The 24,334-nt window shown below is 69.0% G+C and carries 25 protein-coding genes; 16 read left to right on the top strand and 9 right to left on the bottom strand.

The features are described from left to right. Nucleotides 1–35 precede the first annotated feature (35 nt). Both dprA and tldD read right to left on the bottom strand, forming a co-directional pair. A complete protein-coding gene (gene dprA, locus JM664_RS04420) occupies nt 36–1,193 on the bottom strand; it encodes a DNA-processing protein DprA (RefSeq protein WP_227418694.1) in 1,158 nt (385 codons plus the stop codon). A gap of 65 nt (nt 1,194–1,258) precedes the next feature. Further along, nucleotides 1,259–2,680 carry a metalloprotease TldD gene (gene tldD, locus JM664_RS04415; protein ID WP_227418693.1) on the bottom strand — a complete coding sequence of 474 codons (1,422 nt, stop codon included), beginning with the start codon at nt 2,678–2,680 and terminating at the stop codon, nt 1,259–1,261. Nucleotides 2,681–2,823: 143 nt separating this feature from the next. On the opposite strand from tldD, the gene coxB reads away from it, so the two are divergent. The 11 genes from coxB (at nt 2,824) to JM664_RS04360 (ending at nt 12,447) form a co-directional block, all read left to right on the top strand. Continuing rightward, a complete protein-coding gene (gene coxB, locus JM664_RS04410; RefSeq protein ID WP_227418692.1) occupies nt 2,824–3,678 on the top strand; it encodes a cytochrome c oxidase subunit II in 855 nt (284 codons plus the stop codon). Nucleotides 3,679–3,694: 16 nt separating this feature from the next. Continuing rightward, complete coding sequence (gene cyoE, locus JM664_RS04405) at nt 3,695–4,621, top strand: heme o synthase (RefSeq protein WP_227418691.1); 927 nt, start codon at nt 3,695–3,697, stop codon at nt 4,619–4,621. Continuing rightward, a complete protein-coding gene (locus JM664_RS04400; RefSeq protein ID WP_227418690.1) occupies nt 4,621–4,806 on the top strand; it encodes a hypothetical protein in 186 nt (61 codons plus the stop codon). Before cyoE ends, JM664_RS04400 begins: the two co-directional genes overlap by 1 nt. Beyond that, nucleotides 4,803–5,381: a cytochrome c oxidase assembly protein gene (locus JM664_RS04395; protein WP_227418689.1), complete on the top strand. Its 579-nt coding sequence runs from the start codon at nt 4,803–4,805 to the stop codon at nt 5,379–5,381. The genes JM664_RS04400 and JM664_RS04395 overlap by 4 nt, the downstream gene beginning before the upstream one ends. A gap of 11 nt (nt 5,382–5,392) precedes the next feature. Then, complete coding sequence (locus JM664_RS04390) at nt 5,393–6,184, top strand: cytochrome c oxidase subunit 3 (RefSeq protein ID WP_227418688.1); 792 nt, start codon at nt 5,393–5,395, stop codon at nt 6,182–6,184. Nucleotides 6,185–6,259: 75 nt separating this feature from the next. Next, complete coding sequence (locus tag JM664_RS04385; protein WP_227418687.1) at nt 6,260–6,934, top strand: SURF1 family protein; 675 nt, start codon at nt 6,260–6,262, stop codon at nt 6,932–6,934. 8 nt (nt 6,935–6,942) lie between these two features. Next, nucleotides 6,943–8,331, top strand: coding sequence for a threonine synthase (gene thrC, locus JM664_RS04380; protein ID WP_227418686.1), 1,389 nt, complete (start codon nt 6,943–6,945; stop codon nt 8,329–8,331). After that, nucleotides 8,328–9,590 carry a M16 family metallopeptidase gene (locus JM664_RS04375; protein WP_227418685.1) on the top strand — a complete coding sequence of 421 codons (1,263 nt, stop codon included), beginning with the start codon at nt 8,328–8,330 and terminating at the stop codon, nt 9,588–9,590. Before thrC ends, JM664_RS04375 begins: the two co-directional genes overlap by 4 nt. Further along, on the top strand, nt 9,590–10,174 hold the full coding sequence (locus tag JM664_RS04370; RefSeq protein WP_227418684.1) for a GNAT family N-acetyltransferase: 585 nt from the start codon (nt 9,590–9,592) through the stop codon (nt 10,172–10,174). The genes JM664_RS04375 and JM664_RS04370 overlap by 1 nt, the downstream gene beginning before the upstream one ends. Before the next feature lie 48 nt (nt 10,175–10,222). Next, entirely contained in the window at nt 10,223–11,035 is an 813-nt protein-coding gene (locus JM664_RS04365) for an MBL fold metallo-hydrolase (protein ID WP_227418683.1), read from the top strand. Beyond that, nucleotides 11,032–12,447 carry an FAD-binding oxidoreductase gene (locus tag JM664_RS04360; RefSeq protein ID WP_227418682.1) on the top strand — a complete coding sequence of 472 codons (1,416 nt, stop codon included), beginning with the start codon at nt 11,032–11,034 and terminating at the stop codon, nt 12,445–12,447. The genes JM664_RS04365 and JM664_RS04360 overlap by 4 nt, the downstream gene beginning before the upstream one ends. A gap of 175 nt (nt 12,448–12,622) precedes the next feature. Here JM664_RS04360 and JM664_RS04355 read toward each other — a convergent pair whose 3' ends face one another. The 3 genes from JM664_RS04355 to JM664_RS04345 form a co-directional block, all read right to left on the bottom strand. Beyond that, nucleotides 12,623–13,522, bottom strand: a complete 900-nt coding sequence (locus JM664_RS04355) for an S-methyl-5'-thioadenosine phosphorylase (protein ID WP_227418681.1) — start codon at nt 13,520–13,522, stop codon at nt 12,623–12,625. Next, nucleotides 13,515–13,928 carry a VOC family protein gene (locus JM664_RS04350; protein WP_227418680.1) on the bottom strand — a complete coding sequence of 138 codons (414 nt, stop codon included), beginning with the start codon at nt 13,926–13,928 and terminating at the stop codon, nt 13,515–13,517. Before JM664_RS04350 ends, JM664_RS04355 begins: the two co-directional genes overlap by 8 nt. A gap of 62 nt (nt 13,929–13,990) precedes the next feature. Continuing rightward, entirely contained in the window at nt 13,991–14,599 is a 609-nt protein-coding gene (locus JM664_RS04345) for a flavin reductase family protein (RefSeq protein WP_227418679.1), read from the bottom strand. A 72-nt stretch (nt 14,600–14,671) separates the two neighbouring features. Here JM664_RS04345 and JM664_RS04340 point away from each other — a divergent pair, with 72 nt between their 5' ends. The 3 genes from JM664_RS04340 to JM664_RS04330 all read left to right on the top strand — a co-directional run bounded on the left by JM664_RS04340 (nt 14,672) and on the right by JM664_RS04330 (nt 16,611). Further along, entirely contained in the window at nt 14,672–15,190 is a 519-nt protein-coding gene (locus tag JM664_RS04340; protein WP_227418678.1) for a GNAT family N-acetyltransferase, read from the top strand. Further along, nucleotides 15,187–15,981 carry an EcsC family protein gene (locus JM664_RS04335; RefSeq protein ID WP_227418677.1) on the top strand — a complete coding sequence of 265 codons (795 nt, stop codon included), beginning with the start codon at nt 15,187–15,189 and terminating at the stop codon, nt 15,979–15,981. Before JM664_RS04340 ends, JM664_RS04335 begins: the two co-directional genes overlap by 4 nt. 129 nt (nt 15,982–16,110) lie before the next feature. Continuing rightward, nucleotides 16,111–16,611: a hypothetical protein gene (locus JM664_RS04330; protein WP_227418676.1), complete on the top strand. Its 501-nt coding sequence runs from the start codon at nt 16,111–16,113 to the stop codon at nt 16,609–16,611. 52 nt (nt 16,612–16,663) lie between these two features. On the opposite strand, the gene ptsP is transcribed toward JM664_RS04330, so the two are convergent. From ptsP to mnmD, 4 genes are all read right to left on the bottom strand, one after another. Further along, nucleotides 16,664–18,904 carry a phosphoenolpyruvate--protein phosphotransferase gene (gene ptsP / locus JM664_RS04325; protein WP_227418675.1) on the bottom strand — a complete coding sequence of 747 codons (2,241 nt, stop codon included), beginning with the start codon at nt 18,902–18,904 and terminating at the stop codon, nt 16,664–16,666. A gap of 20 nt (nt 18,905–18,924) precedes the next feature. Beyond that, entirely contained in the window at nt 18,925–20,163 is a 1,239-nt protein-coding gene (locus JM664_RS04320; RefSeq protein WP_227418790.1) for an aspartate kinase, read from the bottom strand. A gap of 66 nt (nt 20,164–20,229) precedes the next feature. Continuing rightward, nucleotides 20,230–21,072, bottom strand: coding sequence for a DMT family transporter (locus JM664_RS04315; protein WP_227418789.1), 843 nt, complete (start codon nt 21,070–21,072; stop codon nt 20,230–20,232). 35 nt (nt 21,073–21,107) lie between these two features. Next, on the bottom strand, nt 21,108–21,776 hold the full coding sequence (gene mnmD / locus JM664_RS04310) for a tRNA (5-methylaminomethyl-2-thiouridine)(34)-methyltransferase MnmD (protein ID WP_227418674.1): 669 nt from the start codon (nt 21,774–21,776) through the stop codon (nt 21,108–21,110). A gap of 52 nt (nt 21,777–21,828) precedes the next feature. Between mnmD and JM664_RS04305 the strand changes: the two genes are divergently transcribed. Both JM664_RS04305 and JM664_RS04300 read left to right on the top strand, forming a co-directional pair. Continuing rightward, a complete protein-coding gene (locus JM664_RS04305) occupies nt 21,829–22,848 on the top strand; it encodes an NAD(P)/FAD-dependent oxidoreductase (RefSeq protein WP_227418673.1) in 1,020 nt (339 codons plus the stop codon). Between the two features lie 61 nt (nt 22,849–22,909). After that, a complete protein-coding gene (locus JM664_RS04300; protein ID WP_227418672.1) occupies nt 22,910–24,274 on the top strand; it encodes a glutamine synthetase family protein in 1,365 nt (454 codons plus the stop codon). Nucleotides 24,275–24,334 lie beyond the last annotated feature (60 nt).

Below are 24,334 nucleotides of genomic sequence, written 5' to 3'. Positions count from 1 at the left end.
CCCCGCGCCTTGTCAATCCGGCTTCTGGCGGGGGATCAGGCCAGTGACAGAAGGCCGCCCGGCTGGCGCTGGATGCGCCCTTCGAGCTCCAGCGACGTGAGTTCCGGCGACACCTCCGCCGCCGTAAGGCCGAGGTCGCGGATAAGCTGGTCCTCAGCGACCGGGCTCGGCCCGAGCCGCGACAGGATCGCGGCGTGGAGGTCGCCCGCGGTCGCGGCAGGTGGTCGCGCGGGGCCCTTGTCCTGTCGCGGAGTCGTACGTCCGGGCGTCGGTGCGGTGGCGGGACGCCGCGCGGGCTGCGCCTCACCCAGCACTTCCAGGACGTCGCGGGCGTCGCGGACGAGCACGGCGCCATCGCGGATCAGGCCGTTGCAGCCTGCGGCACGGGCGTCGAACGGATGGCCCGGAACGGCGAGCACCTCGCGTCCCTGGTCGAGGGCATTGCGCGCGGTGATGAGGCTGCCGGACTTCGCCGCGGCCTCCACCACTACGACGGCGCGGGCGAGGCCGGAGACGATGCGGTTGCGCCGGGGAAAGTGCCGTGCCGTCGGCTTCATGCCCATTGGCTGCTCCGAGAGCAGGAGCCCCTGCTCTGCGATCCGCTGCGCCAGCCCCTCGTTCTCGGGCGGGTAGACGGCGTCGACGCCGCCCGCCATCGCGGCAACCGTGCCGCCGGCCAGCGCCGTCTCGTGCGCCGCGGCGTCCACGCCACGGGCGAGGCCGGAGACGACGACCCAGCCCGCCTGCGACAGGTCGTGCGCCAGGGCCCGCGTCATCCGCAGCCCGAGACTCGAGGCGTTGCGGGCCCCGACGAGCGCGACCATCGGTCGCTCCAGCAGCCGCACGTCGCCGAGAGTCCAGAGGATCGGCGGCGGGTCGGCCAGCTCGGTCAGCGCCCATGGATATCCTCGGCTGCCCCAAGCGATGAATTGCGCGCCGGCCGCGCGCCCTGCGCGTAGCTCGGCCGCCGCGACGCCGGGCGGACAGGGAGCATAGCCCGTCGCGCCGGCCGCCTGCGCGACCCTTGGCAGCGCCTCCAGAGCGGCGGCCGCGCTGCCATGCTCGGCCATCAGGCGAAAGAAGGTCGCCGGGCCGACCCGGCGCGAGCGCAAGAGGCGAAGCCAGTCAAGCTGCGCTTCCGCTGAGGTGGGTGGGGTGAGGGAGTTCTCGGAAGTGGGGATTTCCGCGACCATCCTGACCTCGCCAACTTGCAGCGCCGTCTCTAGAGGCCGCATGCTTAACAGAGTATAAACGCCGCTCAGGCGGCCGATCCGCCCACCGTGAGCCCGCCGACCAGCAGCGTGGGCTGCCCGACCCCGACCGGCACCCACTGGCCCGCCTTGCCGCAATTGCCGATCCCCGGGTCGAGCGTCATGTCGTTACCGATACCGCGGATCTTCTGCAGCGCCGTCGCGCCGTCGCCGATCAGCGTCGCGCCGCGCACCGGCGCGCCTATCTTGCCGTTCCGCACGCGATAGGCCTCGGTGCAGGAAAAAACGAACTTGCCGCTCGTGATGTCGACCTGACCGCCGCCGAAGCCGACGGCGTAGATGCCGTCCGGCACGTCGGCCACGATGTCGGCGGGGTCCGACCCGCCCGCCAGCATGTAGGTGTTGGTCATGCGCGGCATCGGCGCGTGCTCGAAGCTTTCGCGGCGGCCGTTGCCGGTGGGACTCACACCCATCAGCCGGGCGTTCTGACGATCTTGCATGTAGCCGACGAGGATCCCGTCCTCGATCAGCACCGTCCTGTTCGACGGCGTCCCTTCGTCGTCGACGCTGATCGAGCCGCGGCGATCCGGGATCGTCCCGTCGTCGAGAACGGTGACGCCCGGCGCGGCGACGCGCTGACCCATCAGTCCGGCGAAGGCCGAGGATTTCTTACGGTTGAAATCACCCTCCAGCCCGTGCCCGACCGCCTCGTGCAGCAGGATGCCGGGCCAGCCGGCGCCGAGCGCCACGTCCATGACGCCCGCGGGGGCCGGTTCCGCACGCAGGTTCACGAGCGCGATGCGAAGCGCCTCCCGCGCCGACGCCTCCCACGTATCCCGCGCGATCAGCCCGGCGATGCCGGTGCGCCCGCCGCTGCCGTGGCTGCCGCTCTCTCGCCGGCCGTTCTCCTCGACAATCACGCTGATGTTGAGGCGAGTCATCGGCCGCACGTCTCGTACCCTGTGACCCTCCGGCCGCAGGATCTCGACCTCCTGCAGCGACGCGGCGAGCGTGGCGGAGACCTGCCGCACCCGCGGGTCGAGCGCGCGGGCGAAGGCGTCGATCTCGGCCAGCGTATCGACCTTGAGCGGGAATGCGGCGTCATCGAGCGGATCGGCGTCGGTGTAGAGTCGGCGGTTCGTGGGTGGGGGCGCGTCCGCGATCTTGCCGCCGCCGTCGCCGACCGCCAGCCGCGCCGTCTCGGCGGCCCGCCGCAGTGCCGCCTCCGAGATATCGGTCGAATGGGCATAGCCCGCCGTCTCGCCCCGAACGGCGCGCAGTCCGAACCCCTCGGCAGCGTCGTAGCTTGCGGTCCTGATGCGGCCGTCGTCGAAGACCAGCACCTCCGAATGGCGCCGCTCGAGGAACAGTTCGCCATCGTCGCCACCGCTCACCGCCTCCCTCAGGAGGGTCAGCGCAATATGCTCGTCGAGATCGCGCTCGAAAGGGCGGAAAGGGCCGTCGGTCATGCTCATGCTCCTCTCGGAGGCGCCGCGGCGGCCGATTGCCGCAATCCTGCGCCTTGTTCGCCCGCGGCATATATGGTTTTAAGCGCGCGACACACAACGCCTGGCCCGCTCGGCGCGGCCTACCTTCGGACAGGATGAAGACGATGGCACCGAAGACTCTCGCCCTTGCCTCGGCGGCAACCCTCATCGCGACCGGCGCGGCGCGGGCTCAGGACGGTCTGGAGGACCTGCCGATCATCGGCAAGCCATTGCAGGGCGAGATGGGCTTCCAGCCGGCCGTTACCGACATCGCGCGCGACCTGCACTGGCTCGACAACATGGTGCTGGTGATCATCACCGCAATCGTCCTGCTGATCACCGCGCTGCTCGGCTGGGTGGCGTTCCGCTACAGCCAGAATCGCAACGCCGTTCCCGCGCGCTTCACCCACAATTCGCCCATCGAGATCGCCTGGACGATCGTGCCGATCATCGTTCTCGTCTTCATCGGCGCCTTCTCGCTCCCGGTTCTTTTCGAGCAGCAGGAGATTCCGGAGGCCGACGTCACCATCAAGGCCACCGGCTATCAGTGGTACTGGGGCTACGAGTATCCGGATCACGAGTTCGGGTTCGAGAGCTTCATGCTGACGCGGGAAGAGCTAGAGGATTATGGCTACACGCAGGACGAGTATCGGCTCGCCACCGACACGGCGGTCGTGGTCCCCACGGGCGCGACAGTCGTCGTTCAGGTCACCGGCGCCGACGTGATCCATTCATGGACCATCCCGGCGTTCGGCGTGAAGCAGGACGGGGTTCCCGGACGCCTGGCGGAACTCTGGTTCGAGGCAGACCAGGAGGGCGTCTACTTCGGCCAATGCTCCGAACTCTGCGGGATCGACCACGCCTTCATGCCGATCACCGTCAAGGTCGTCAGCCCCGAGGCATATGAGGCGTGGCTCGACAGCGCGATCGAGCAGTACGCGGGCAAGCCGCGCGCCATCGACGTGGCGTCGGCCGAGTAGGGCGGCGGGTTCCCGTATGAGCGACGTGGATTACGACCGGCTCCAGGGCGAGGCGCAGTTCGGCGACTACGTGGCCCTGCTCAAGCCCCGGGTCATGTCGCTCGTGGTGTTCACCGCAGCGGTCGGACTGCTAGTGGCCCCGGTGCCGGTGCACCCGATGGTGGCCTTCGCCGCCATCCTCTTCATCGCCATCGGAGCGGGGGGATCTGGCGCGCTCAACATGTGGTGGGACGCCGACATCGACGAGCTGATGAAGCGAACTCGCGGACGGCCCGTGCCGTCCGGTCGCCTGACCGCGGGCGACGCGCTCTCGCTCGGGCTTGCACTGTCGGGCTTTGCCGTGGTGATGCTGGCGCTCGCGGCGAACCTGTTCGCGGCCGCGCTGCTCGGCTTCACGATCTTCTTCTATGCCGTCGTCTACACAATGTGGCTCAAGCGATTGACGCCGCAGAACATCGTGATCGGCGGTGCCGCGGGGGCGTTCCCGCCGATGATTGGCTGGGCCGTGGCGACGGGTGGCGTCTCGATCGAGTCGGCCATGATGTTCATGCTGATCTTCATGTGGACGCCGCCGCATTTCTGGGCGCTCGCCCTCTTCATGCGATCCGACTACGACGATGCCGGTGTACCGATGCTGACGGTGACGCACGGGCGGCGTATCACGCGGCGGCACATCCTGGTCTACACGCTGTTGCTGGTCCCGGTCTCGCTGGCGCTCGCGGTCAGCTCGATCGGCGGGCCGGTCACTCTTGTTGCAGCCCTCGTCCTCAACGCGCAGTTCCTGCTCGGCGCGCTGCGGATCGCCCGCCGCGACGAGGCGCAGGCCGAGGATGACCGCTACGCCGTCGAGAAGGCGGTGTTCCGCACCTCGCTCTACTACCTCTTCCTGCATTTTGGAGCGCTGCTATGCGACGCGGCCCTGCGCACGGCAGGCTGGGTCTGATGGCGCTGAAGGTCGAGCATGAGATGCACCGGCGCCGCAGGTCGCGGAACGTCGGGCTGGGGTTGGTGCTGGTGGCGCTGATCGGCGTCGTCTTCGGCCTCTCCGTCGTGAAGATCACCACGGGCGAGAGCATGGAGGGCTATGACCACGCCCTGCGCCCGCAACTGGTGGAGGACGATCGGTGAACGGACCGCGCAAGACGCTCGCCCTCACGGTGGGCACGGTTCTCTTCATGGGGTCGCTCGCCTGGGCCTCGGTCCCGCTTTATGACTGGTTCTGCCGCGTCACCGGCTACGGAGGCGCGACAAGCGTCGCCTCCCAGGGCTCCGACCGGATCCTCGACCAGACCATCACCGTGCGCTTCGATGCGTCGCTCGAGCGCGACATGCCGTGGACCTTCCGCCCCGCGCAGCGTGAGATGGAGGTCCGCGTCGGCGAGACCGGCCTCGCCTTCTACGAGGCGTCGAACCCGACCGACCGGCCGGTCGCTGGCCAGGCCAGCTACAACGTCAGCCCTTTCGACGCCGGCGGCTTCTTCACCAAAATCGACTGCTTCTGCTTCACTGAACAGGTGCTGCAGCCGGGCGAGACCGTGCAAATGCCGGTGACCTTCTACATCGACCCGGCCATCGTCGACGACCGTGATGCCAAGTACGTGCGGCAGATCACGCTATCCTACACCTTCTACCACATCGACCTGCCGCAGGAGCATGCGGCCCTTGAATCGACGGACCCGGCGGTCCAGAAAGCCGTCCAATAGGGGAAGCAGAGATGGCGCACGAAAAGAACCACGACTATCACATCCTGCATCCGTCGGTCTGGCCGTTCCTCGGCGCCGTCGGGGGATTCATCATGCTGTTCGGCGGCGTGATCTGGATGCACGGCTCCGGCCCGTGGACGTTCCTGATCGGCGCGGTTGTGGTGGCCTATGTCATGTTCGCCTGGTGGAGCGACGTGGTCGCCGAGTCGGCCCAGGGGGATCACTCTCCCGTCGTGCGGATCGGCCTGCGCTACGGATTCATCCTCTTCATCATGTCCGAAGTCATGTTCTTTGCGGCGTGGTTCTGGTCGTTCTTCAAGCACGCCATGTACCCGATGGAAGCCTTTTCCGAAGGGCAGTGGCCGCCCCCGTCGATCGAGACGTTCGACCCTTGGCACCTCCCGCTGATCAACACGCTGATCCTTCTCTGTTCGGGTGCAGCGGCGACTTGGGCGCACCACGCCCTGGTGCACGAGAACAACCGCACGGACATGCGCAACGGCCTGATCCTGGCCATAGTGCTGGGCGTCCTATTCACCTTCTTCCAGGCGTACGAGTACAGCCACGCGGCGTTCGGCTTCTCCGGCAACATCTACGGCGCCAACTTCTTCATGGCGACGGGATTTCACGGCGTGCACGTCATCATCGGCACGGTGTTCCTCTTCGTCTGTCTCCTGCGACTGATGAGGGGACATTTTTCGCCGGAGAAGCACGTGGGCTTCGAGGCGGCTGCCTGGTACTGGCACTTCGTCGACGTCGTCTGGCTGTTTCTCTTCGCGGCGATATACATCTGGGGCTCCTGACGGCGTCCCGATGAGCTTCGTGAGATTTCTGGAGCGCGCGGCGCGGCTGCGCGCTCCTTGCGTCCCGCGTCCCCGATGATGCGCCGCGCGATCCTTCCTCTCCTCTTCGGAACGATCGGCTGCGCCATCCTGATTGCGCTGGGAAGCTGGCAGTTGCAGCGGCTTTACTGGAAGAGCGAGGTTCTTGCCGAGATCGAGTCGCGGCTGTCGGCCGTCCCGGTGCCGCTGCCACGCGAGCCAGATCCGTCTGCCGATCGATTCCTCCCCGTCGAGGTCAGCGGAAGATTGCTGCCGCCACCTGCGCGCGTTCTGACGGCCGTCAGCGGCGTCGGGCCCGCCTACCGGTTGATATCGCCATTTCTGACCGCGGACGGGCGCCGCATCATGGTGGATCGCGGAATCGTGCCGCAGGACGCCGCCACGGAGGCGCTCGACTATACTGGCTCCGCAACTGTCCGCGGCAACCTGCACTGGCCGGACGAGGTGGACGGGTTCACTCCGGAGCCCGACCCCGCTGCCGGACTTTGGTACGCGCGCGACGTGTCGGCAATGGCCGAGTCGCTCGAGACGGAGCCCATTCTCGTCGTCGCCCGCGAGATCTCTGGAGATCCTGCCATCCCGCAGCCGATCGACACCACCGGCATCCCGAACAATCACCTCGAGTACGCGCTGACGTGGTTCAGCCTTGCCGCGGCGTGGGCCGGGATGACAGGCCTGCTTCTGTGGCGTATCAGGCAGCGGCCTGAGTGAGGGATCGGATGCGGTACGTGTCGACGCGGGGGCAGGCCCCGGAACTTATCTTCGAGGACACGATGCTAACCGGCCTCGCACGCGACGGCGGTCTGTACGTGCCTGCTGCGGTACCGCACATCGATGCGCGCGACATCCGGGCGCTGGCGGGCGTGCCGTACGAGGAGGCGGCGTTCCGCGTCATTCGCCCCTTCGTCGGCGAGACGTTCGACGAGGCGACCCTGCGCCGCCTGATCGAGGACGCCTACCGAGACTTCGGCCACGCCGCCCGCGCGCCGCTGGTGCAGCTCGCGCCCGGGCACTTCCTGCTCGAGCTGTTCCACGGGCCGACGCTGGCCTTCAAGGACTTCGCGATGCAGTTGATCGGCCGGATGTTCCAGGAGGTTCTGACCCGGCGCAAGCAGCGCATCACCATCGTCGGCGCGACCAGCGGCGACACCGGAAGTGCTGCGATCGAGGCGTTCCGCGGGCTCGAGAACGTCGACGTCTTCATCCTCTTCCCCTACGGCCGCGTCAGCGACGTGCAGCGCCGTCAAATGACCACGCCGGACGAGGCGAACGTGCATGCGGTCGCCGTTGATGGCGACTTCGACGACTGCCAAGCTGCGGTGAAGGAGATGTTCGCCGACGCCACGTTCCGCGACGAGGTCGGATTGGCGGCCGTCAACTCGATCAACTGGGCACGAGTGCTGGCGCAAACCGTCTACTATTTCACCGCGGCCGTCGCCCTCGGCGCACCCCACCGGCGCGTCAGCTTCACGGTGCCAACGGGCAATTTCGGCGATATATTTGCGGGGCTCATCGCCAAGCGTATGGGACTGCCGATCGACCGGCTGGTCGTGGCCACCAATCGCAACGACATCCTGCATCGCACCCTGACGAGCGGTGCGCATCAGAAGGCAGGGGTTGCGCCGACGATCAGCCCGTCGATGGACATCGAAGTCAGCTCGAATTTCGAGCGCGCGCTGTTCGAAGTCTACGACCGTGACGGCCCTGCCGTCTCGCAGCTCATGTTCGAATTGCGCGCGGGCGGCTTCGACCTGAGCCAAGGGGCGCTGGCGCGGCTGCGCGAGGACTTCGATAGCGGCCGCTGCGACGAGGACGAGACCGCGGCGACGATCACGCGCGTCCGGCGCGAGACCGGGCAGATTATCTGCCCCCACACCGCCGTCGGCGCCAAGGTCGCGGCCGAGCGACTGGACCCCGCGGTGCCGATGGTGACGCTGGCCACCGCGCACCCCGCGAAATTTCCCGATGCGGTTGAGCGGGCCACCGGGCATCGTCCGCCGCTGCCGCCGCGCATGGCTGACCTGATGGAGCGGCCAGAACGGGTGGTTCGGGCGCCGAACGACCTCACCGCCCTGAAGACCCTGATACGGGAGCGTCGCAGCTCGTGAACGTCCAGATCGCCACACTCTCCAACGGCTTCCGCATCGTGACCGAGCGCATGCCGGGTCTCGCCTCCGCTTCGCTCGGCGTCTGGATCAGCGCTGGCGGCCGGCACGAGCGCGTCGAGCAGAACGGGATCGCGCACTTTCTCGAGCACATGGCGTTCAAGGGCACGCGGCGCCGCAACGCGCGCCAGATCGCCGAGGCGATCGAGGACGTCGGCGGCTACCTCAACGCCTACACCAGCCGCGAGACCACCGCCTACTACGCCCGCGTGCTGGAGGACGACGTGCCGCTGGCGCTCGACGTCATCGCCGACATCCTCCTCGACCCGATGTTCGAGCCGCGCGAGATCGAGGTCGAGCGGGGCGTGATCCTCCAGGAGATCGGGCAGGTGCTCGACACACCGGATGACATCGTCTTCGACTGGCTGCAGGAGGTCTCCTATCCCGGCCAGCCGATAGGCCGCTCGATCCTCGGGCCTGCCGAGAGGGTCGGCGCCTTCGGGCGCGACGACCTGACGACTTTTGTCGCCGAACGATACGCGCCGGACCAGATGATCCTAGCCGCGGCGGGTGCGGTCGACCACGACGCGATCGTCGCCGCGGCCGAACGCACGTTCGGACACCTTGCTCCGCGCAAGGTCGAGCGCCCCGAGCCAGCTCGCTTCACCGGGGGAGAGCGACGCGAGATCAGACCACTGGAGCAGGTGCACTTCGCCCTCGCCATCGACGCGCCGAGCTACCGCGACGACGACATCTACGTCTCGCAGGTCTACGCTTCGGCGCTGGGCGGCGGCATGTCCTCGCGCCTCTTCCAAGAGGTGCGTGAGCGGCACGGGCTCTGCTACACGATCTTCGCGCAGGCCGGAGCCTATGCCGACGGCGGGCACGTCACCGTCTATGCCGGTACCGGAGAGGACCAGATCGCCGACCTCGCGCGGCTGACCCTGGACCAGATCGCGGGCTTCGCCGGCGACCTGAACGAGGCCGAGGTCTCTCGCGCGCGGGCACAGATGAAGGCCGGCCTGCTGATGGGGCTCGAGAGTCCGTCCTCGCGCGCAGAGCGGCTGGCACGGATGGTCGCGATCTGGGGCAGGGTTCCCTCGCTGGAGGAGACCGTCGCGCGGATCGACGCGGTGACCGCCGACGACGTCCGGCGGCTCTCGGCCGAGATGACGGGCAGCCGCGGCGTGGCGCTCGCGCTCTACGGGCCGGGCGCGGCGGCGCCGGATCTCGACGCCATCCGAGAAGGCCTCGCCGCGTGATGATCCGGGTCGGACAGCGGGTCCGTATCCTGACCGAGCGCTTGATCCTGAGGCCGCCGCAGCACGCGGACTTCCGCGCCTGGAGTACGTTGCGCGAAGCCTCGGCGGGTTTCCTGACACCGTGGGAGCCGGTCTGGGCCGAGGACCACCTGACCCGGCGTTCCTTCACCAACCGCGTCTACTGGTCGAACCGGTCGATCAACGGCGGCACGTCGCTGCCGCTGTTCCTGGTGCGGCGCAGCGACGAGGCGCTGCTGGGCGCCATCACGCTCGACAACATCCGGCGCGGGCCGGCGCAGGCGGGCACGCTCGGCTACTGGATCGGCGAGCCCTTTGCCCGGCGCGGCTACATGGCCGAGGCGCTGGGCGCGACGGTGCAGCATGCGTTCGACGCGCTGGACCTCAGCCGCTTGGAGGCCGCCTGCCTGCCGGAGAACGCCGCCAGCCGCGGGGTGCTGGAGCGCTGCGGTTTCAAGTACGAGGGCGTCGCGCAGAGCTATCTGCAGATCGCCGGGCGATGGCGGAACCATGTGCTCTACGCGAACCTGCGGCGTGACAGGCGCGGGCGCACCGACGTGGGCTGACGTTGCGCCGGAGCGTGCTATGATCCGCGCTGTCAGTCTGGAGACCGCATGATCCGCCTCACGCTCTTTCTGATCCTCGCCGCCGGCGCGGCGGCGGCGCAGGAGCGCCGCCCCAGCCATTGCATCGCCATCGCCGAGGCGCCGGGGCTGCGCTACGTGCAGCCTGCCTCCTACACGGAGCCGGTGCCGGATTTCTCCGTCAGGATTAGCTACATCGATCACGCGATGTTCCTGCTGCAGACGCCGCGCGGCCTCTCCGCGGTGACCGACTACACGGGCTTCATCGGGACGACCGCTCTTGTCCCCGACGTCGTTACCATGAACCACGCCCACGGGACGCACTGGACCCCGAATCCCGATCCGGCGATCCCGCACGCACTGCGCGGCTGGGGCGACGGGGCCGCCCCGAACGAGCATTACCTCGACCTGGGCGAGATGCTGGTGCGCAACGTGCCGACCGACATCCGTTCGTGGGGCGATACCGTCGAGAAGTACGGCAACTCGATCTTCGTCTTCGAGGTCGAGGGGCTCTGCATCGGCCATCTCGGCCACCTTCACCACGAGCCGGATGCGGCGCAGTACGCGGCGCTGGGCCGGCTGGACGTCGTCATGGCGCCCGTCGATGGCGGCCTCACGCTCGACCTGCCGACAATGATCAGGACGCTCCAGCGGCTGCGCTCGTCCGTCGTGATCCCGATGCACTGGTTCGGGCGCGGGTCGCTCGATCGCTTTCTGATCGGAATGTCGGACGAATTCCAGATCGAGCGGCCCGGCGAGTCGAGCCTTGTCGTGAGCCTCAGGACCCTGCCCGACCGGCCCACCGTGGTAGTTCTGGAACCCGAACGGCTGGCGGCGGAGTGAGCCTCAATCCCGTAGACGACGCGCTGTGCGAGCGGCTGAGGGCGCGCCTGCCGGAGGCCGCGTTCCGCGACCCGGCGGCCTACCTCTCCGAGCCGCGAGGCACCTGGCGCGGGCAGGCCGGTCTTGTCGTGGCGCCCGCGAACACCGAGGAAGTGGCCGAGGCCATTCGTGTCGCGGGCGAGGCGCGGGTTGGCGTGGTGCCCTATGGCGGCGGCACCGGGCTGGTGGGTGGGCAACTCCTGCAGGACGGGCCGGCGCCGCTGGTCCTTTCCCTCGAGCGGATGCGTGCGGTGCGCGAGGTCCTGCCGCGCGAGAACGTGATCGTGGCCGAGGCGGGCGCGGTGCTCAGCGACGTCCAGGCGGCGGCGCAGGAGGCGGAGCGTCTCTTTCCCCTTTCGCTCGGCAGCCAGGGGTCGGCGCGGATAGGTGGGCTGCTTGCCACCAACGCGGGCGGCGCCAATGTGCTGCGCTACGGCAATGCGCGCGACCTGGTGCTGGGGCTCGAGGCGGTGCTGCCGGACGGACAGATCTGGCACGGACTGCGGCGCCTGCGAAAGGACAACACCGGCTACGACCTCAGGCACCTCCTCGTCGGGGCCGAGGGGACGCTCGGCATCATCACCGCCGCAGCGCTGCGGCTCTTTCCGCGTCCCGCGCGCGAGGGAGCGGCAATGATCGTGGTACCGGGGCCGGATACCGCGCTCGACCTCCTGGGTCTCGCGCAGGATATGATGGCGGGCGGCATCTCCGCCTTCGAGCTGATCTCGGGCGTGGGGCTGAAGTTCCTGCGCGAGATGGGCTTCGACGTGCGGCAGCCCTTCGATGAGGCACCGGAATGGTGCGTGCTGATCGACCTCGGTCTGCCGGCGGGCCAGGATCCGGACGCGGTGTTGGAGGAGCTCTTCGCGGACGCCTTCGAGCGGGATCTCGCCCTCGACGGCGTCATCGCCCAGAGCGGCGCGCAGCGGCAGGATTTCTGGACTCTGCGCGACACCATCCCGGAGGCGAACCGCGAGATCGGGGCTATCGCGTCGCACGACATCAGCCTGCCGCTGGGCGAGGTTCCGCGCTTCCTCGACGCAGCCGGCCCGGCGGTCGAGGCGCTCGGTCCCTTCCGCATCAACGTCTTCGGCCATCTCGGCGACGGCAACCTGCACTACAACATCTTCCCGCCGAAGGGCGAGAAGCGCGACGCCTACAGGCCTCGCGCGGCCGAGATCAGCCGCGTCATCCACGACCTCGTGCAGTCGCACGAGGGCTCGTTCAGTGCGGAACATGGCGTGGGGCGGCTGAAGGTGGACGATCTGGAGCGCTACGGGGACCCTGCGAAGCTGGACGCGATGCGCCGGATCAAGGCCGCGCTCGATCCGCTCGGCATAATGAACCCAGGAGCGATGCTCAGGAACGCGTGACGGGCATGCCCGATGACGAACATGCCCGTCTGCGAGTGTCGGTGTGCATCCGAACTGTGCAAGCAGCAGATGAAGGGCTAACGCGCCGTTTCACGAATGGTTGCATCCTGTCGCCATTCATTTCGCTGGCGGTCGCAACGTCCCGTTATCGCGTCGGGCTAAACCGGAGCGGGTATCACGGTCTCGGCGTACCAGGACCGCCGTGGAGGACTCGTCCCGCCACCGCCGACAGCCGCGCGGTCACCTGAGGGTCGCGGGCAGCGGGCGCGGTGAGGATGGCGTGGTCGAGCGCCCGGTCGCACGTCTCGTCGCACGGCGCCCGTTCGCGCGGCAGCCTTTGCGGCATTGCTGCGACGAGGCGCGTCGCCTTGGCCGCGTTGTCCGACAGGACGCGCAGGATGTCCGCAACCTCGACGGCACCATGGCCGGGGTGCCAGCTGTCGTAGTCGGTGATCATCGCGACGCTCGCATAGCAGACCTCCGCCTCGCGGGCGAGGCGCGCCTCGGGCATGTTGGTCATGCCCACGACGTCGCAGCCGAAGGCCTCGCGGAAGAGGCGCGATTCCGCCGCCGTGCTGAACTGCGGCCCCTCCATGGCGAGGTAGGTGCCGCCGCGATGCACCCGCGCGCCGGCCTCTTCGGCCGCTTCGGCGCAGAGCCGGCCCAGCCGGGCGCAGGTCGGGTGCGCGAGGCTGACATGCGCGACGCAGCCGGTGCCAAAGAAGGAGCGGTCGCGCCCGCTCGTCCGGTCGACAAACTGGTCCACGACGACGAAGTCGCCCGGCGCCAAGTCCTCGCGGTAGGAGCCGCAGGCCGAGACGCTGACGAGGTCGGTGACGCCGATCCGCTTCAACGCGTCGACGTTGGCGCGGTAAGGCACGGTCGAGGGGCTGAGGCGGTGGCCGCGTCCGTGCCGCGGCAGGAACGCGATCCGAAGACCGTCGAGGAGACCTGTCAGGATCTGATCGGAGGCCTCGCCCCAAGGTGTCTCGACCCGCTGCCACCGCGCCTCCTCGAGGCCCGGGATGTCGTAGAGGCCCGACCCTCCGATGACGCCGAGGAAGGCGTCAGGCATCGCCATCGACCCAGAGGAGCTCCCATACGTTGCCGTCGGGGTCCTCGAAGGCACGGGAGTAGACGCGCTCCTGGTCGCGGGGCGGCCGCGATTCGGTCGCGCCGGACTCGAGAGCGGCGTCCATGATCCGGTCGATCCGCTCGCGCCCGTCGACGCGCAGGCAGGTCAGCACGGCCGACATGGTCGCCGTGTTGGCCACCGGCTTCGGAGAGACGGCGCCGAACGTCTCTCGGCTCAAAAGCATGGCCGACACGGTGCCGGAGAGCACGATACAGGCGGCGCGATCCTCGGCCGAGAAGCGCGGGTCGGCCTCGAAGCCGAGGCTCTCGAAAAACGCCTGCGAGCGCGCGACGTCGCCGACGGGCAGGTTGATGAATACGCTCTCGGCTCGTTCTGCGTCGGCCATCCGGTGCTCCTCTGGAAAAACAGGCCGCACCCTAGGCCAAGCGGGCGGCAGGGGAAAGGCGCCTAGCTCTCTCCCGGGCGCTTGAGGCTGAACAGTTCGCTCACCCGCGCATAGTCGCGGTAGCCGAGCCGGGCCAGCGGCTCGTACCGCAGCACGTCGAAGCGGCCATCCACGATGCAGTCGTCGCGCAGATGGACGCCCACGACCTCGCCAAAAACGACGAAATTCGCCTCGCCCGGAAGCTTTACGATCTGCGTCAGGCGGCACTCGAGGTTGGCCGGTGCACCCGCCACGCGCGAGCAGGGGATCGTATGGCAGTCCGCCCGCTCGATGCCGGCCTTGGCGAACTCGTCCACCTCGCGCGGCCACGGGCCAGAGGAGACGTTCATCACGTCCCGCATGGCATACTCGACGATGTTGACGCAGAAGACGCCCGTGTCGCGGATGTTCGAGACGCTGTCCTTGGTGCCGTCGCGATCCTCCTTGGCCGAGGTCGAGGCGAACATCACCTGCGGTGGCACGTAGGCGACGGCGTTGAAGAAGGAGTAGGGCGCGAGATTGTCAGACCCGTCGGCGCCGCGCGTCGCGATCCAGCCGATCGGCCGTGGCGAGACGACGGCGTTGAACGGGTTGTGCGGCAGGCCGTGGCCATCCTCCGGGCGGTAGAACATCTGGTCTCCTTGCAGTTCCAAATGCACCTAGACGCGTGCTAGGGGCGATTCCAGCTTCAACTGGGGCAGGCGGTGCAACTCCACGAGGAAACCGAGCGCGACTGGTGGGAGGTCGAGGCGCTTTATGACCTTTGCTTCGCGCCCGGGCGCGAAGCGCTCTCCTCCTATCGCCTGCGGGATGGAGTTCCTCCGGTGGCACCGCTCTGCCTCGTGGCTCGGGACCGGGGCGCGCTGGCCGCGGCGATCCGGCACTGGCCGGTGCGGGTGGGCGCGGCGCCGGCGCTGCTGCTCGGGCCCGTCGCGGTGCACCCGACGCGGCAGGGCGAAGGGCTGGGCGGGCTGCTGATCCGCGAGGCCATGGCGCGCGCGGCACCCGAGTGGGAGCGCGTGATGCTGGTGGGCGACGCGCCCTACTACGGGCGCTTCGGCTTCGAGCGGCTCAGCGGCGTCGAGATGCCGCCACCGACGAATCCCGACCGTGTCCTCGGCCACGCGCTGGTGCCCGGCGCATGGAGCGGTGTGGCGGGCGAGGTCCGGCGCTGGTGCGATGGCTTGCCGCCGGAGACGCGCGGCCCCATTCTTCCGGAATGACGAAGGCTGGAGACATGACGGTGAGCGGTCCCCTTGACGAGGCGACGTCGCGGGCGCTGGACGATCTGGTGCGGCGCCACCGAGCGGCCGAAGGGGTCGGGATGCAGGTCATCACGATGCTCGGCGGGCGCGCGGAGACCCTGCTGCGGCGCTTGCCGGCCGAGGTTCGTCTGAACCTCGAGGGCGCAACGCGCCGAGCGCTCGAGATCGCCGCGGACGCCGCCGCCCGGTCGCGTAGCCGCGTGCCGGACACGAGCGATTGGCTCAACACCGCCCTCACGACGGCGATGGGCGCGGTGGGCGGAATGGGCGGCCTGCCAACCGCCATGGCCGAACTGCCGGTCACCACCACCGTCCTGCTCCGCGCAATACAGGGGATCGCCTCCGAGCACGGCTTCGATCCCGCCGATCCGGCCGTGCGAATGGATTGCCTGCAGGTGTTCGCAGCCTCCGGCCCGCTCGAGCGGGACGACGGGGCTGACGTCGCCTTTCTCGCCGCGCGGGTATCGCTGACCGGCGCCTCGATCAGCGGGCTGATCACGAGGCTTGCGCCGCGTCTAGGTGCGGTGCTGGGCCAGAAGCTGGCGGCCCAGGCGGTGCCGGTGCTGGGCGCCGCGGCGGGCGCCGCGATCAACTGGTCCTTCACCAGCTACTACCAGGAGATGGCGCACGTCTACTTCGGCCTGAAGCGGCTGGCGATCGAGAGCGACTACGACCACGCCACGCTGGTCGAGGAGTTCCGCATGCGCCTGGGCGAGGCGTCTGACGGCCTGCAGGCTCAGCGGCCCTGAAAAATTCCACCGTTTCGCCAGGACCGGCTCGCTGCGGAACCGATTCGTGCGTCGATTGTTATCGCACCGTAAACGCTGTGGGGCTGGCCGCATGGCGCGCGCTTTAAGCCAATGGAAGGAAGGATTGACATGAAACGGATTCTGCTGAGCACCGCACTGGCGCTTGCCACCACTGGCGCTGCCTTTGCGCAAGACGCCGACACCGCTCAGCTGCGTGAACTCGTCTCGCAGGAGCTGTCGGAGTATGGCGCGACCGACGTGACGGTTGACGATCTGACCTCGGAGCAGGTTTCGCAGCTTTACTTCATCTTCACCAGCACGGACTCGAGCAGCGTCCAGCGTGAGCGTGTAGACCGTGTCATTGACGAGGTGGCTGGGAATGAGCCGAGACCGAACCGCATCCGCACATATCGCGTGATGGAGGGTGATGAGGACGTCGAGCCCGTGTCGGTAACGCTTCCGCGCAATCAGCTGCGCGCTCTGGTGTCGCAGATGCTCGAGACCTATGAAGTTGAGGTGGATGTTGCAACGCTGACCGATGAGCAGCTGACTGAGCTCTACATCATCGATACCAGCAGCGACTCGGAGAGTGTCGAGGAAGATCGTATCCGCGCGGTGCTCAACCAATAAGAGCGCTCATACCGCTTTCGGAAGGCCGTCCTACGGGCGGCCTTCCTGCGTTTCAGGCGTTCCTGAGCCATTCGGCGACGGCCGAGCGCACGGACTGCTCGCCGCTCGCTCGGGCGCGATCGATCACCTTCTTTGCCTCCTCGATGTCGACGCGCCTGAGAAGGCTCTTCACGGGGCCGATCGACGCTGGCCGCATCGACAGCGACCGCACGCCCATCGCCGTCAGGCAAACCGCCTCCAGCGGCCTTCCCGCATCTTCGCCACAGAACGAAAGCGGCGTGCCGGTGCCGATGCAGCGCACCACGATCGTCTCGATCAGGGTGAGGAAGCTCACGTTCAGCGTGTCGTAGCGGCGCCGCACACGCTCGTTCTCGCGGTCGGCGGCGAAGAAAAACTGCTTCAGGTCGTTGCCGCCGATCGAGATGAAGTCCGCGAGTTCGAAGAATTGCCGCGGCGCGAAGGCCATGCTGGGCGTTTCGAGCATTGCGCCAATCTCGACGCTCTCGGGCAGGACGTGGCCCAGCTTGTCCTCCCGCTCGAGTTCGCTGAGCAGGTGCTGCCGCGCCTCTTTGAACTCCTCGAACTGGGCGATGAACGGGAACATCACCGTCAGCGGCCGCCCGCCCGCGGCGCGGATCAGCGCCTGCAGCTGCATCCGCATGACGCCCTTCTTGTCGAGGCCGACACGGATCGCGCGCCAGCCCATCGCCGGGTTCGGCTCGTCCTGCGGCTTCATGTAGGGCAGCACCTTGTCCGACCCGATGTCGAGGGTGCGGAACACGACGCGCTTGCCCTCGGCGGCGTCCATCACCCGGGCGTAAAGGGCGGCCAAGGCACCACGCCGCGGCACCTTGTTGCGGGTCAGGAACTGAAGTTCGGTGCGGAATAGGCCGACACCCTCGGCGCCCGAGCCGTGCAGCGACGGCAGGTCGGCCATCAGGCCCGCGTTCATGTGCAGCTCGATCACCCGCCCGTCGAGCGTCCGCGCCGGCTGGTCCCGCAGGTCGTCATAGCGCCGCTGCGCCTTGGCGTCCATCGCCAGCTTGTCGCGGAAGACCGTCCGGACGTTCTCCTCGGGGCGGAGGTGGACGATGCCGTGGTCGCCGTCGACGGTGATGAGGTCGCCGTTCAATGCCTCGGTCGTGATGCCGGCGGCGTTGATGACCAGCGGGATCGCAAGCGCCCGCGCCACCACCGTGGCATGGCTGCCGACCGAACCTTCCTCGAGCACCACGCCCCTCAGCTTGCGACCGTAGTCCAGCAGCTCACCCGGCCCGATGTTGCGCGCGACCAGGATCGGGTCCTCCGGCATCTCCGCGCCGGTCTCGTTGCCCTGGCCGGTCAGGATGCGCAGCAGGCGGTTCGACAGGTCGTCGAGGTCGTGCAGGCGCTCGCGCAGGTAAGGGTCCGGCACCTGCTTCATCCGGGTACGGGCCGACGACTGCTCCTTCTCCACGGCGGCCTCGGCGGAAAGGCCGCGCGAGATGTCCTCCTCCATCCGGCTGAGCCAGCTGCGCGAGTTCGCGAAGAGGCGGTAGGTCTCCAGCACCTCGCGCTGCTCGCCCTCGACCAGCGAGACGGCGTTGACCATGCCGTCGACGGTGCGGCGCAACGTCTCCATGGCCACGCGCAGCCGCTCCAGCTCGCGCTGCGGGTCCTCCGCGATGGGATTGGTGACGACCACGCGCGGCTCGTGGAGCCAGACGTGACCAATCGCGGTGCCCTCCTGACCCATGACGCCGCGGAAGACCACCGGCTGCTGGTGCCGCGCTCTCAGCGCCTCGCCCTCACCCAGAAAGGCGCCGAGCTCGGTCATCTCGGCCAGCACCATGGCCACGACCTCCAGCGCGTAGATCTCGTCGTCAGTGTACTCGCGGTTGGACTTGGACTGGACGACGAGGACGCCCAGCCGCTCGCCCAGCCGCTGGATTGGCACGCCAAGGAAGGACGAGAACCTCTCCTCGCCCGTCTCCGGCATGTAGCGAAAGCCGCGCTCGGCCGGCGCGTCGGGCGCGTTGATGATCTGCCCGGTGCGGGCGACACGGCCTACAAGGCCCTCGCCGAGGCGCATCCGGGTGTGGTGAACCGCCTCGGGCTTCAGCCCTTCGGTCGCGCAGAGCTCCAGCGTGTCGCTGTCGCGGAAGAGGTAGATCGAGCAGACCTCCGTCGCCATCGAGCAGGCGATGATCTGCACCACCCGGTCGAGGCGCGCCTGCCCGGCGCTGTCCTCGGCCAGCGCCTCACGCAGGCGGCCCAGCAGCTTGCGGCTCTCGCTCTCGGTCGCTTCGGCCATCGGTCCCCTGACGCGCGGGCTCAGGCCGCCCGGTCGAGCCCGAAGGTATCATGGAGCGCCTGCACCGCCAGTTCCATATACTTGCGATCGATCAAAACGCTGATCTTTATCTCGGAAGTTGTGATGACCTTGATGTTGATGCCCTCGTCGCGCAGCGCCCGGAACATCTGCGCGGCCACCCCCGACTGCGAGCGCATCCCGATGCCCACGACCGACACCTTGCAGACGTCGGTGTCGGCGACGAGGCCGCTGAAGTTGATCTCGCCCCGCTCCTTTGCCTCGTTCATCGCGCGTTCGGCCCGCGCCACGTCGCCCACCGGGCAGGAGAAGGTCATGTCGGTGCGACCTTCCTCCGAGATATTCTGCACGATCATGTCGACGTTGACACCCGCATCGGCCAGCGGGCCGAAGATCGCGGCGGCGATGCCAGGCCGGTCCGCGACCGACATCAGCGTCATTTTGGCCTCGTCGCGGCTGTAGGCGACGCCGGAGACAGGTCTGCTTTCCACGATGTCCTCCTCGGCACAGACGATGGTGCCCGCGTTCTCGTCGTTGTCCTCGAAGCTCGACAGCACCCGCACGCGCACGCCGTAGCGCATCGCGAGTTCGACCGAGCGGGTCTGCAGCACCTTGGCGCCGAGGCTAGCGAGCTCCAGCATCTCCTCGAACGCGATCCGGTCGAGCTTCCGCGCCTTGGAGCTGATCCGCGGGTCGGTGGTGTAGACGCCGTCGACGTCGGTGTAGATGTCGCAGCGCTCGGCTCCGAAGGCGGCGGCGAAGGCGACGGCGGTGGTGTCCGATCCGCCGCGACCGAGCGTCGTGATCCGCCCCTCCGGGCTGACGCCTTGAAAACCCGCGACCACGGCCACCTGCATCCCGTCCGCGAAGCGGCCGCTGATGTTGTCGGTCGGGATCTCGACGATCCGCGCCGCGCTGTGCGCGGAGGTGGTCCTGAGCGGCACCTGCCAGCCCTGCCAGGACCGCGCCGCCACGTCCATCTCCTGCAGCGTCAGCGCCATCAGGCCGGCCGTCACGTTCTCGCCCGACGACACCACCGCGTCATACTCGCGCGCGTCGAAGAACTTCGACGTCTCCTCGACCCAGCCGACCAGCTCGTTGGTCTTGCCGGCCATGGCGCTGACGATGACGATGACGTCGTAGCCGTTCGCCACCTCGCGGCCCACGCGCTTTGCTGCGCGCCGGATGCGGTCCAGCGTGGCGACAGAGGTGCCGCCGAATTTCATCACCAGAAGCGGCATCGCCCCGCGTCCCCTGTCCCTGACGCGCCGCTTCATACGGAGCGGCCGGCATTCCGGCAAGCCCGGCTAGGGGTCCGCGGCGGCGACCTTGCGCGCCCGCGCCAGCGTGAAGAGGCCGGCGGCGACAACGATCGTCGCACCGATCACGACGTTCAGCTCCAGCGTCTCGCCGAAGACGAGGATCCCCAGCGCCGCCGCGAAGACGAGCTGGAAGTAGGCGAACGGCTGCACGGCGGTCGCCTCGGCCACCTCGTAGGTCTTGATGAGCAGGAAATGGCCGCCCGAGCCCGAGATGCAGAGCAGCGCCATCCAGATCCAGTCCGCGCGGGCCATCGGCTCCCAGTACCAGACGCCGACGCAGGTCATCGCGACAGCGCCGACCGTGCCGGTCCAGAAGAACGACGTGGCGGCGCTGTCCAGGCGTCCGACGTAGCGCGTCAGGAGGCCGTAGAGCGCGAACAGTGTCGCGGCGAGCAGCGGCACCGCCGCCGCCGGTGCCAGCGCGCCCGTCCCCGGCTGCAGGATCACCAGGACGCCCGCGAACCCCGCCGCCACCGCCGTCCAACGGCGCCAGCCCGAGCGCTCGCCCAGGATCGGCCCGGCCAGCGCGGTTATCAGGAGCGGGTAACAGGCGAAGACCGCGTGGCTTGCAATCAGCCCGAGCAGCACGAACGCCGCGATCATCACGCAGATCTCGCCCGCCAGCAGCAGGCTGCGAGAGATCTGGAGCATGGGCATCTGCGTCGCGGCGGCCGCGCGGATGCCGCCGGCGCGGCGAGACGCCACGGTCACGACGAAGGCGGCGAAGAACCAGTACCGGATCATCACCACCATCAACACGTTGTACTCGCCCGCGAGATAGCGCGACACGGCGTCCTGCAGCGAGAAGACCAGCGTCGTCGATATCATCAGCCAGATACCGAGGCGGTTGTTTTGGGGCGCGCTCAAAGGTGCGCCACGGTCATGTGCCGCTTGCGTCCGAAACCAGCGCGGCGCTCGACGGAAAATCCCGCCTCCGTTAGCGCCCTGCGCACGGCGCCGGCCGCGCTGTAGGTCGCAGCGGTCCCGCCGGGGGCGGTGTGGCGTGCCACCTCCCGCATCAGCGCGGTCTCCCAGAGCTCGGGGTTGCGTGCGGGCGCGAAGCCGTCGAGGAACCAGGCGTCCACCTGCCCGTCCCAGGCTCCCACCGTGCGGCGGGCGTCGCCGACGATCACCGTCAGCCGCAGCGTCGGCGTCTCGATCATGCGCCGCCCCGCGCGCCATGCCGTGGTCAGCTCCGACGCGAGCGGTGCCAGCTCGGGAAAGGCCGCAAGTGCGGTCTCCATGGCGTCGGCCGTCAGCGGCCATGCCTCGAAGCTCGTCACTTCGAGCGGCCCCCCGAGGTCGGCGTCGAGCCAGGCGCGCCAGGCGGCGAGGACGTTCAGCCCGGTCCCGAAGCCGAGCTCGCCGATGCGGAAGCCCGGGCGGAACCGGCCCGGCAGGCCGTTGCCGCGCAGAAAGACGTGCCGCGCCTCGGCCAATCCGTCCTCCAACGAAAAGTAGGGGTCGTCGAACCGGGTGGAGACGGGGACGCCCCCCGCGGTCCAGCCCAGTCCGGCAGTCTGGTCCGTCACCGGCGTTTCGTCCTAAGCGTGTCGCGGCGGACAATGGGCGAGGGCGGCGGCAATGACAACGGTGACGGTCCGGGGCGCCGGGATATTTGGCCTCAGCGTGGCGTGGTTCTGTCTGAAGGCCGGGGCGCGGGTGCGCGTGGTCGATCCGGCGGGCGTCGCGGCGGGTGCCTCCGGCGGCCTCGTCGGCGCGCTATCGCCGCATAGCCCGGACCGCTGGTCCGAGGTCAAGGCGTTCCAGCTCCGCTCGCTCGTCGCCGCCCGCACATTCTGGCCCGAGGTCGACGCCGTCACGGGCCTGCGTTCCGGTTATGGCCCGGTGCCGCGGGTGCGGCCGCTGCCCGACGCCGATGCGGTGGCGCGGGCGCGGGAGCTTGCGCGCGAGGCGGCGCGCAACTGGGGCGAGGCCGGGGCGTGGACGCTGGTGGAGGCGGACGACTGGGCGCCCTCTGCGACCGGACTTGCCGTGCGCGACACGCTCTCGGCCCGGCTGCATCCGGCGCGGGCGACGCTGAGCCTGGCCGAGGCGCTGCGGCGGTGCGGCGTGGAGATCGTGCCCGAGGCCCGCGACGAGGGCGCTGTTGTCTGGGCCGCCGGCCATGCCGGACTTGCCGACCTGTCGCGCCGCAGGGCGCGCGAGGCGGGGCGGGGCATCAAGGGGCAGGCGGCGACGCTGGGCTTCGATGCGCGCGGATTCCCGCAGGTTCAGGCGGACGGGATCTACATCGTGCCGCACGAGGACGCCACCGTCGGCGTCGGCTCGACGACGGAGCGGGACTGGACGACGCCCGAGCCGGACGCGCAGCTCGACGAGGTGATTACCCGCGCCCGCGCGATATGCCCCGCGCTCGCCGGTGCGCCGGTTCTCAGGCGCTGGGCAGGCATCCGCCCCCGCGCCCGAAGCCGCGCGCCGATGCTGGGCACGTGGCCAGACCGGCCGGGCCACTACGTCGCCAACGGCGGATTCAAGATCGGCTTCGGCGTGGCGGTCGAGGTTGGCCGGCTGATGGCAGACCTCGTCGTCCGCAACCGTGACGCGATCCCCACGCCGTTCCGCGTCGAGGCGAGCCTCTGAGCGGGTGGCGCTCGCCCGCGGCCATCGCTAGAGCTTGGGGAAAAGCGCCGGGGGACGGAGAATGTTGGCCAATCTGACGATGGACGGGCTGCGCAAGGCGGCCGAGGCGGGCGAGATCGATACGGTCCTGATCTGCATGGTCGACATGCAGGGCCGGCTGATGGGCAAGCGCCTCCACGTCTCGCACTTCCTCGGCTCGGGCCACCGTGAGAGCCATTGCTGCAACTACCTGCTGGCGACCGACCTGCCGATGTACACGGTCGAGGGCTACGCCGCCACGAGCTGGCGCAAGGGCTACGGCGACTATGTGCTGCGCCCGGACCTCGACACCCTGCGCCTGGTGCCCTGGCTCGACGGCACGGCGATGGTGCTCTGCGACGTGCTCGACCACCATACCCACGAGCCGGTGCCGCACAGCCCGCGGCAGATGCTCAAGCGCCAGCTCGAGCGGCTCGAGGCGCTGGGCTACGGGGCGGCCATGGCGACGGAGCTGGAATTCTTCCTGTTTCGCGGCACGGCGGAGGAGATCCGGCGCGGCGGGCACAAGCTGGACCCGATCTCGGGCTACAGCGAGGATTACCACATCTTCCAGACGACGAAGGAGGAGGGGATCCTGCGCCCGCTGCGCAACCACCTGGTCGCCGCCGGCATCCCCGTCGAGGGAACCAAGGGCGAGGCCGAGATCGGGCAGGCCGAGCTGAACCTGCGCTATGGCGAGGGGCTGCTGGCGGCGGACTACCACACGATCGCCAAGCACGCGGCGAAGGAGATCGCGTGGGCGAACGGCGCGACGGCAAGCTTCCTGCCCAAGTGGCGCGCCGACCGGGTCGGCAGCGCGAGCCACGTCCACCTGTCGCTGACGAAGGGCGGGACTCCGGCGTTTCACGACCCGGAGGCGGAGCACGGGCTGTCGGCCACCGGGCGCTCGTTCCTGGCCGGCCTCCTGCGCGGCGCGCCGGAGGCGACCGTGTTCCTTGCGCCCTACGTCAACAGCTACAAGCGTTTCCGCAAGGGGACCTTCGCGCCGACCCGCTGCGTCTGGTCGGTGGACAACCGGACGGCCGGCTTCCGGCTTGTGGGCGAGGGGACGGCGTCGGTGCGGATCGAGTGCCGGATCGGCGGGTCTGACCTCAACCCGTACCTCGCGCTCGCGGCGCTGCTCGCGGCAGGTATCGCAGGGTTGGAGGAGGGGCTGGAGCTGTCGCCACCGGTGCGCGGCGATGCCTACGAGAACGCTGCCGACGCGCCGGAGATTCCGCTGACCCTGCGTGCCGCGACCGAGGCGCTGCGCGGCTCCGCGCTGCTGCGCCGGGCGATGGGGGACGCGGTGGTCGAGCACTACGTTCGCGCCGCCGAGTGGGAGCAGGAGGCGTTCGATGCCGCCGTGACCGACTGGGAGATCGCGCGCGGCTTCGAGCTCGCCTGACAGCCCGGGGGCGCCGCGCCTCGGAGGGGCCTGAAGGCGCCCTCGGCGCGGCGGGCGAGA

This window comes from Roseitranquillus sediminis (genome assembly GCF_016918935.1).
GTDB classification, from domain to species: Bacteria; Pseudomonadota; Alphaproteobacteria; order Rhodobacterales; family Rhodobacteraceae; genus Roseitranquillus; species Roseitranquillus sediminis.
The sequence above is the reverse complement of the archived record's forward strand: the minus strand, read 5'-3'. Positions and strand labels throughout refer to the sequence as shown.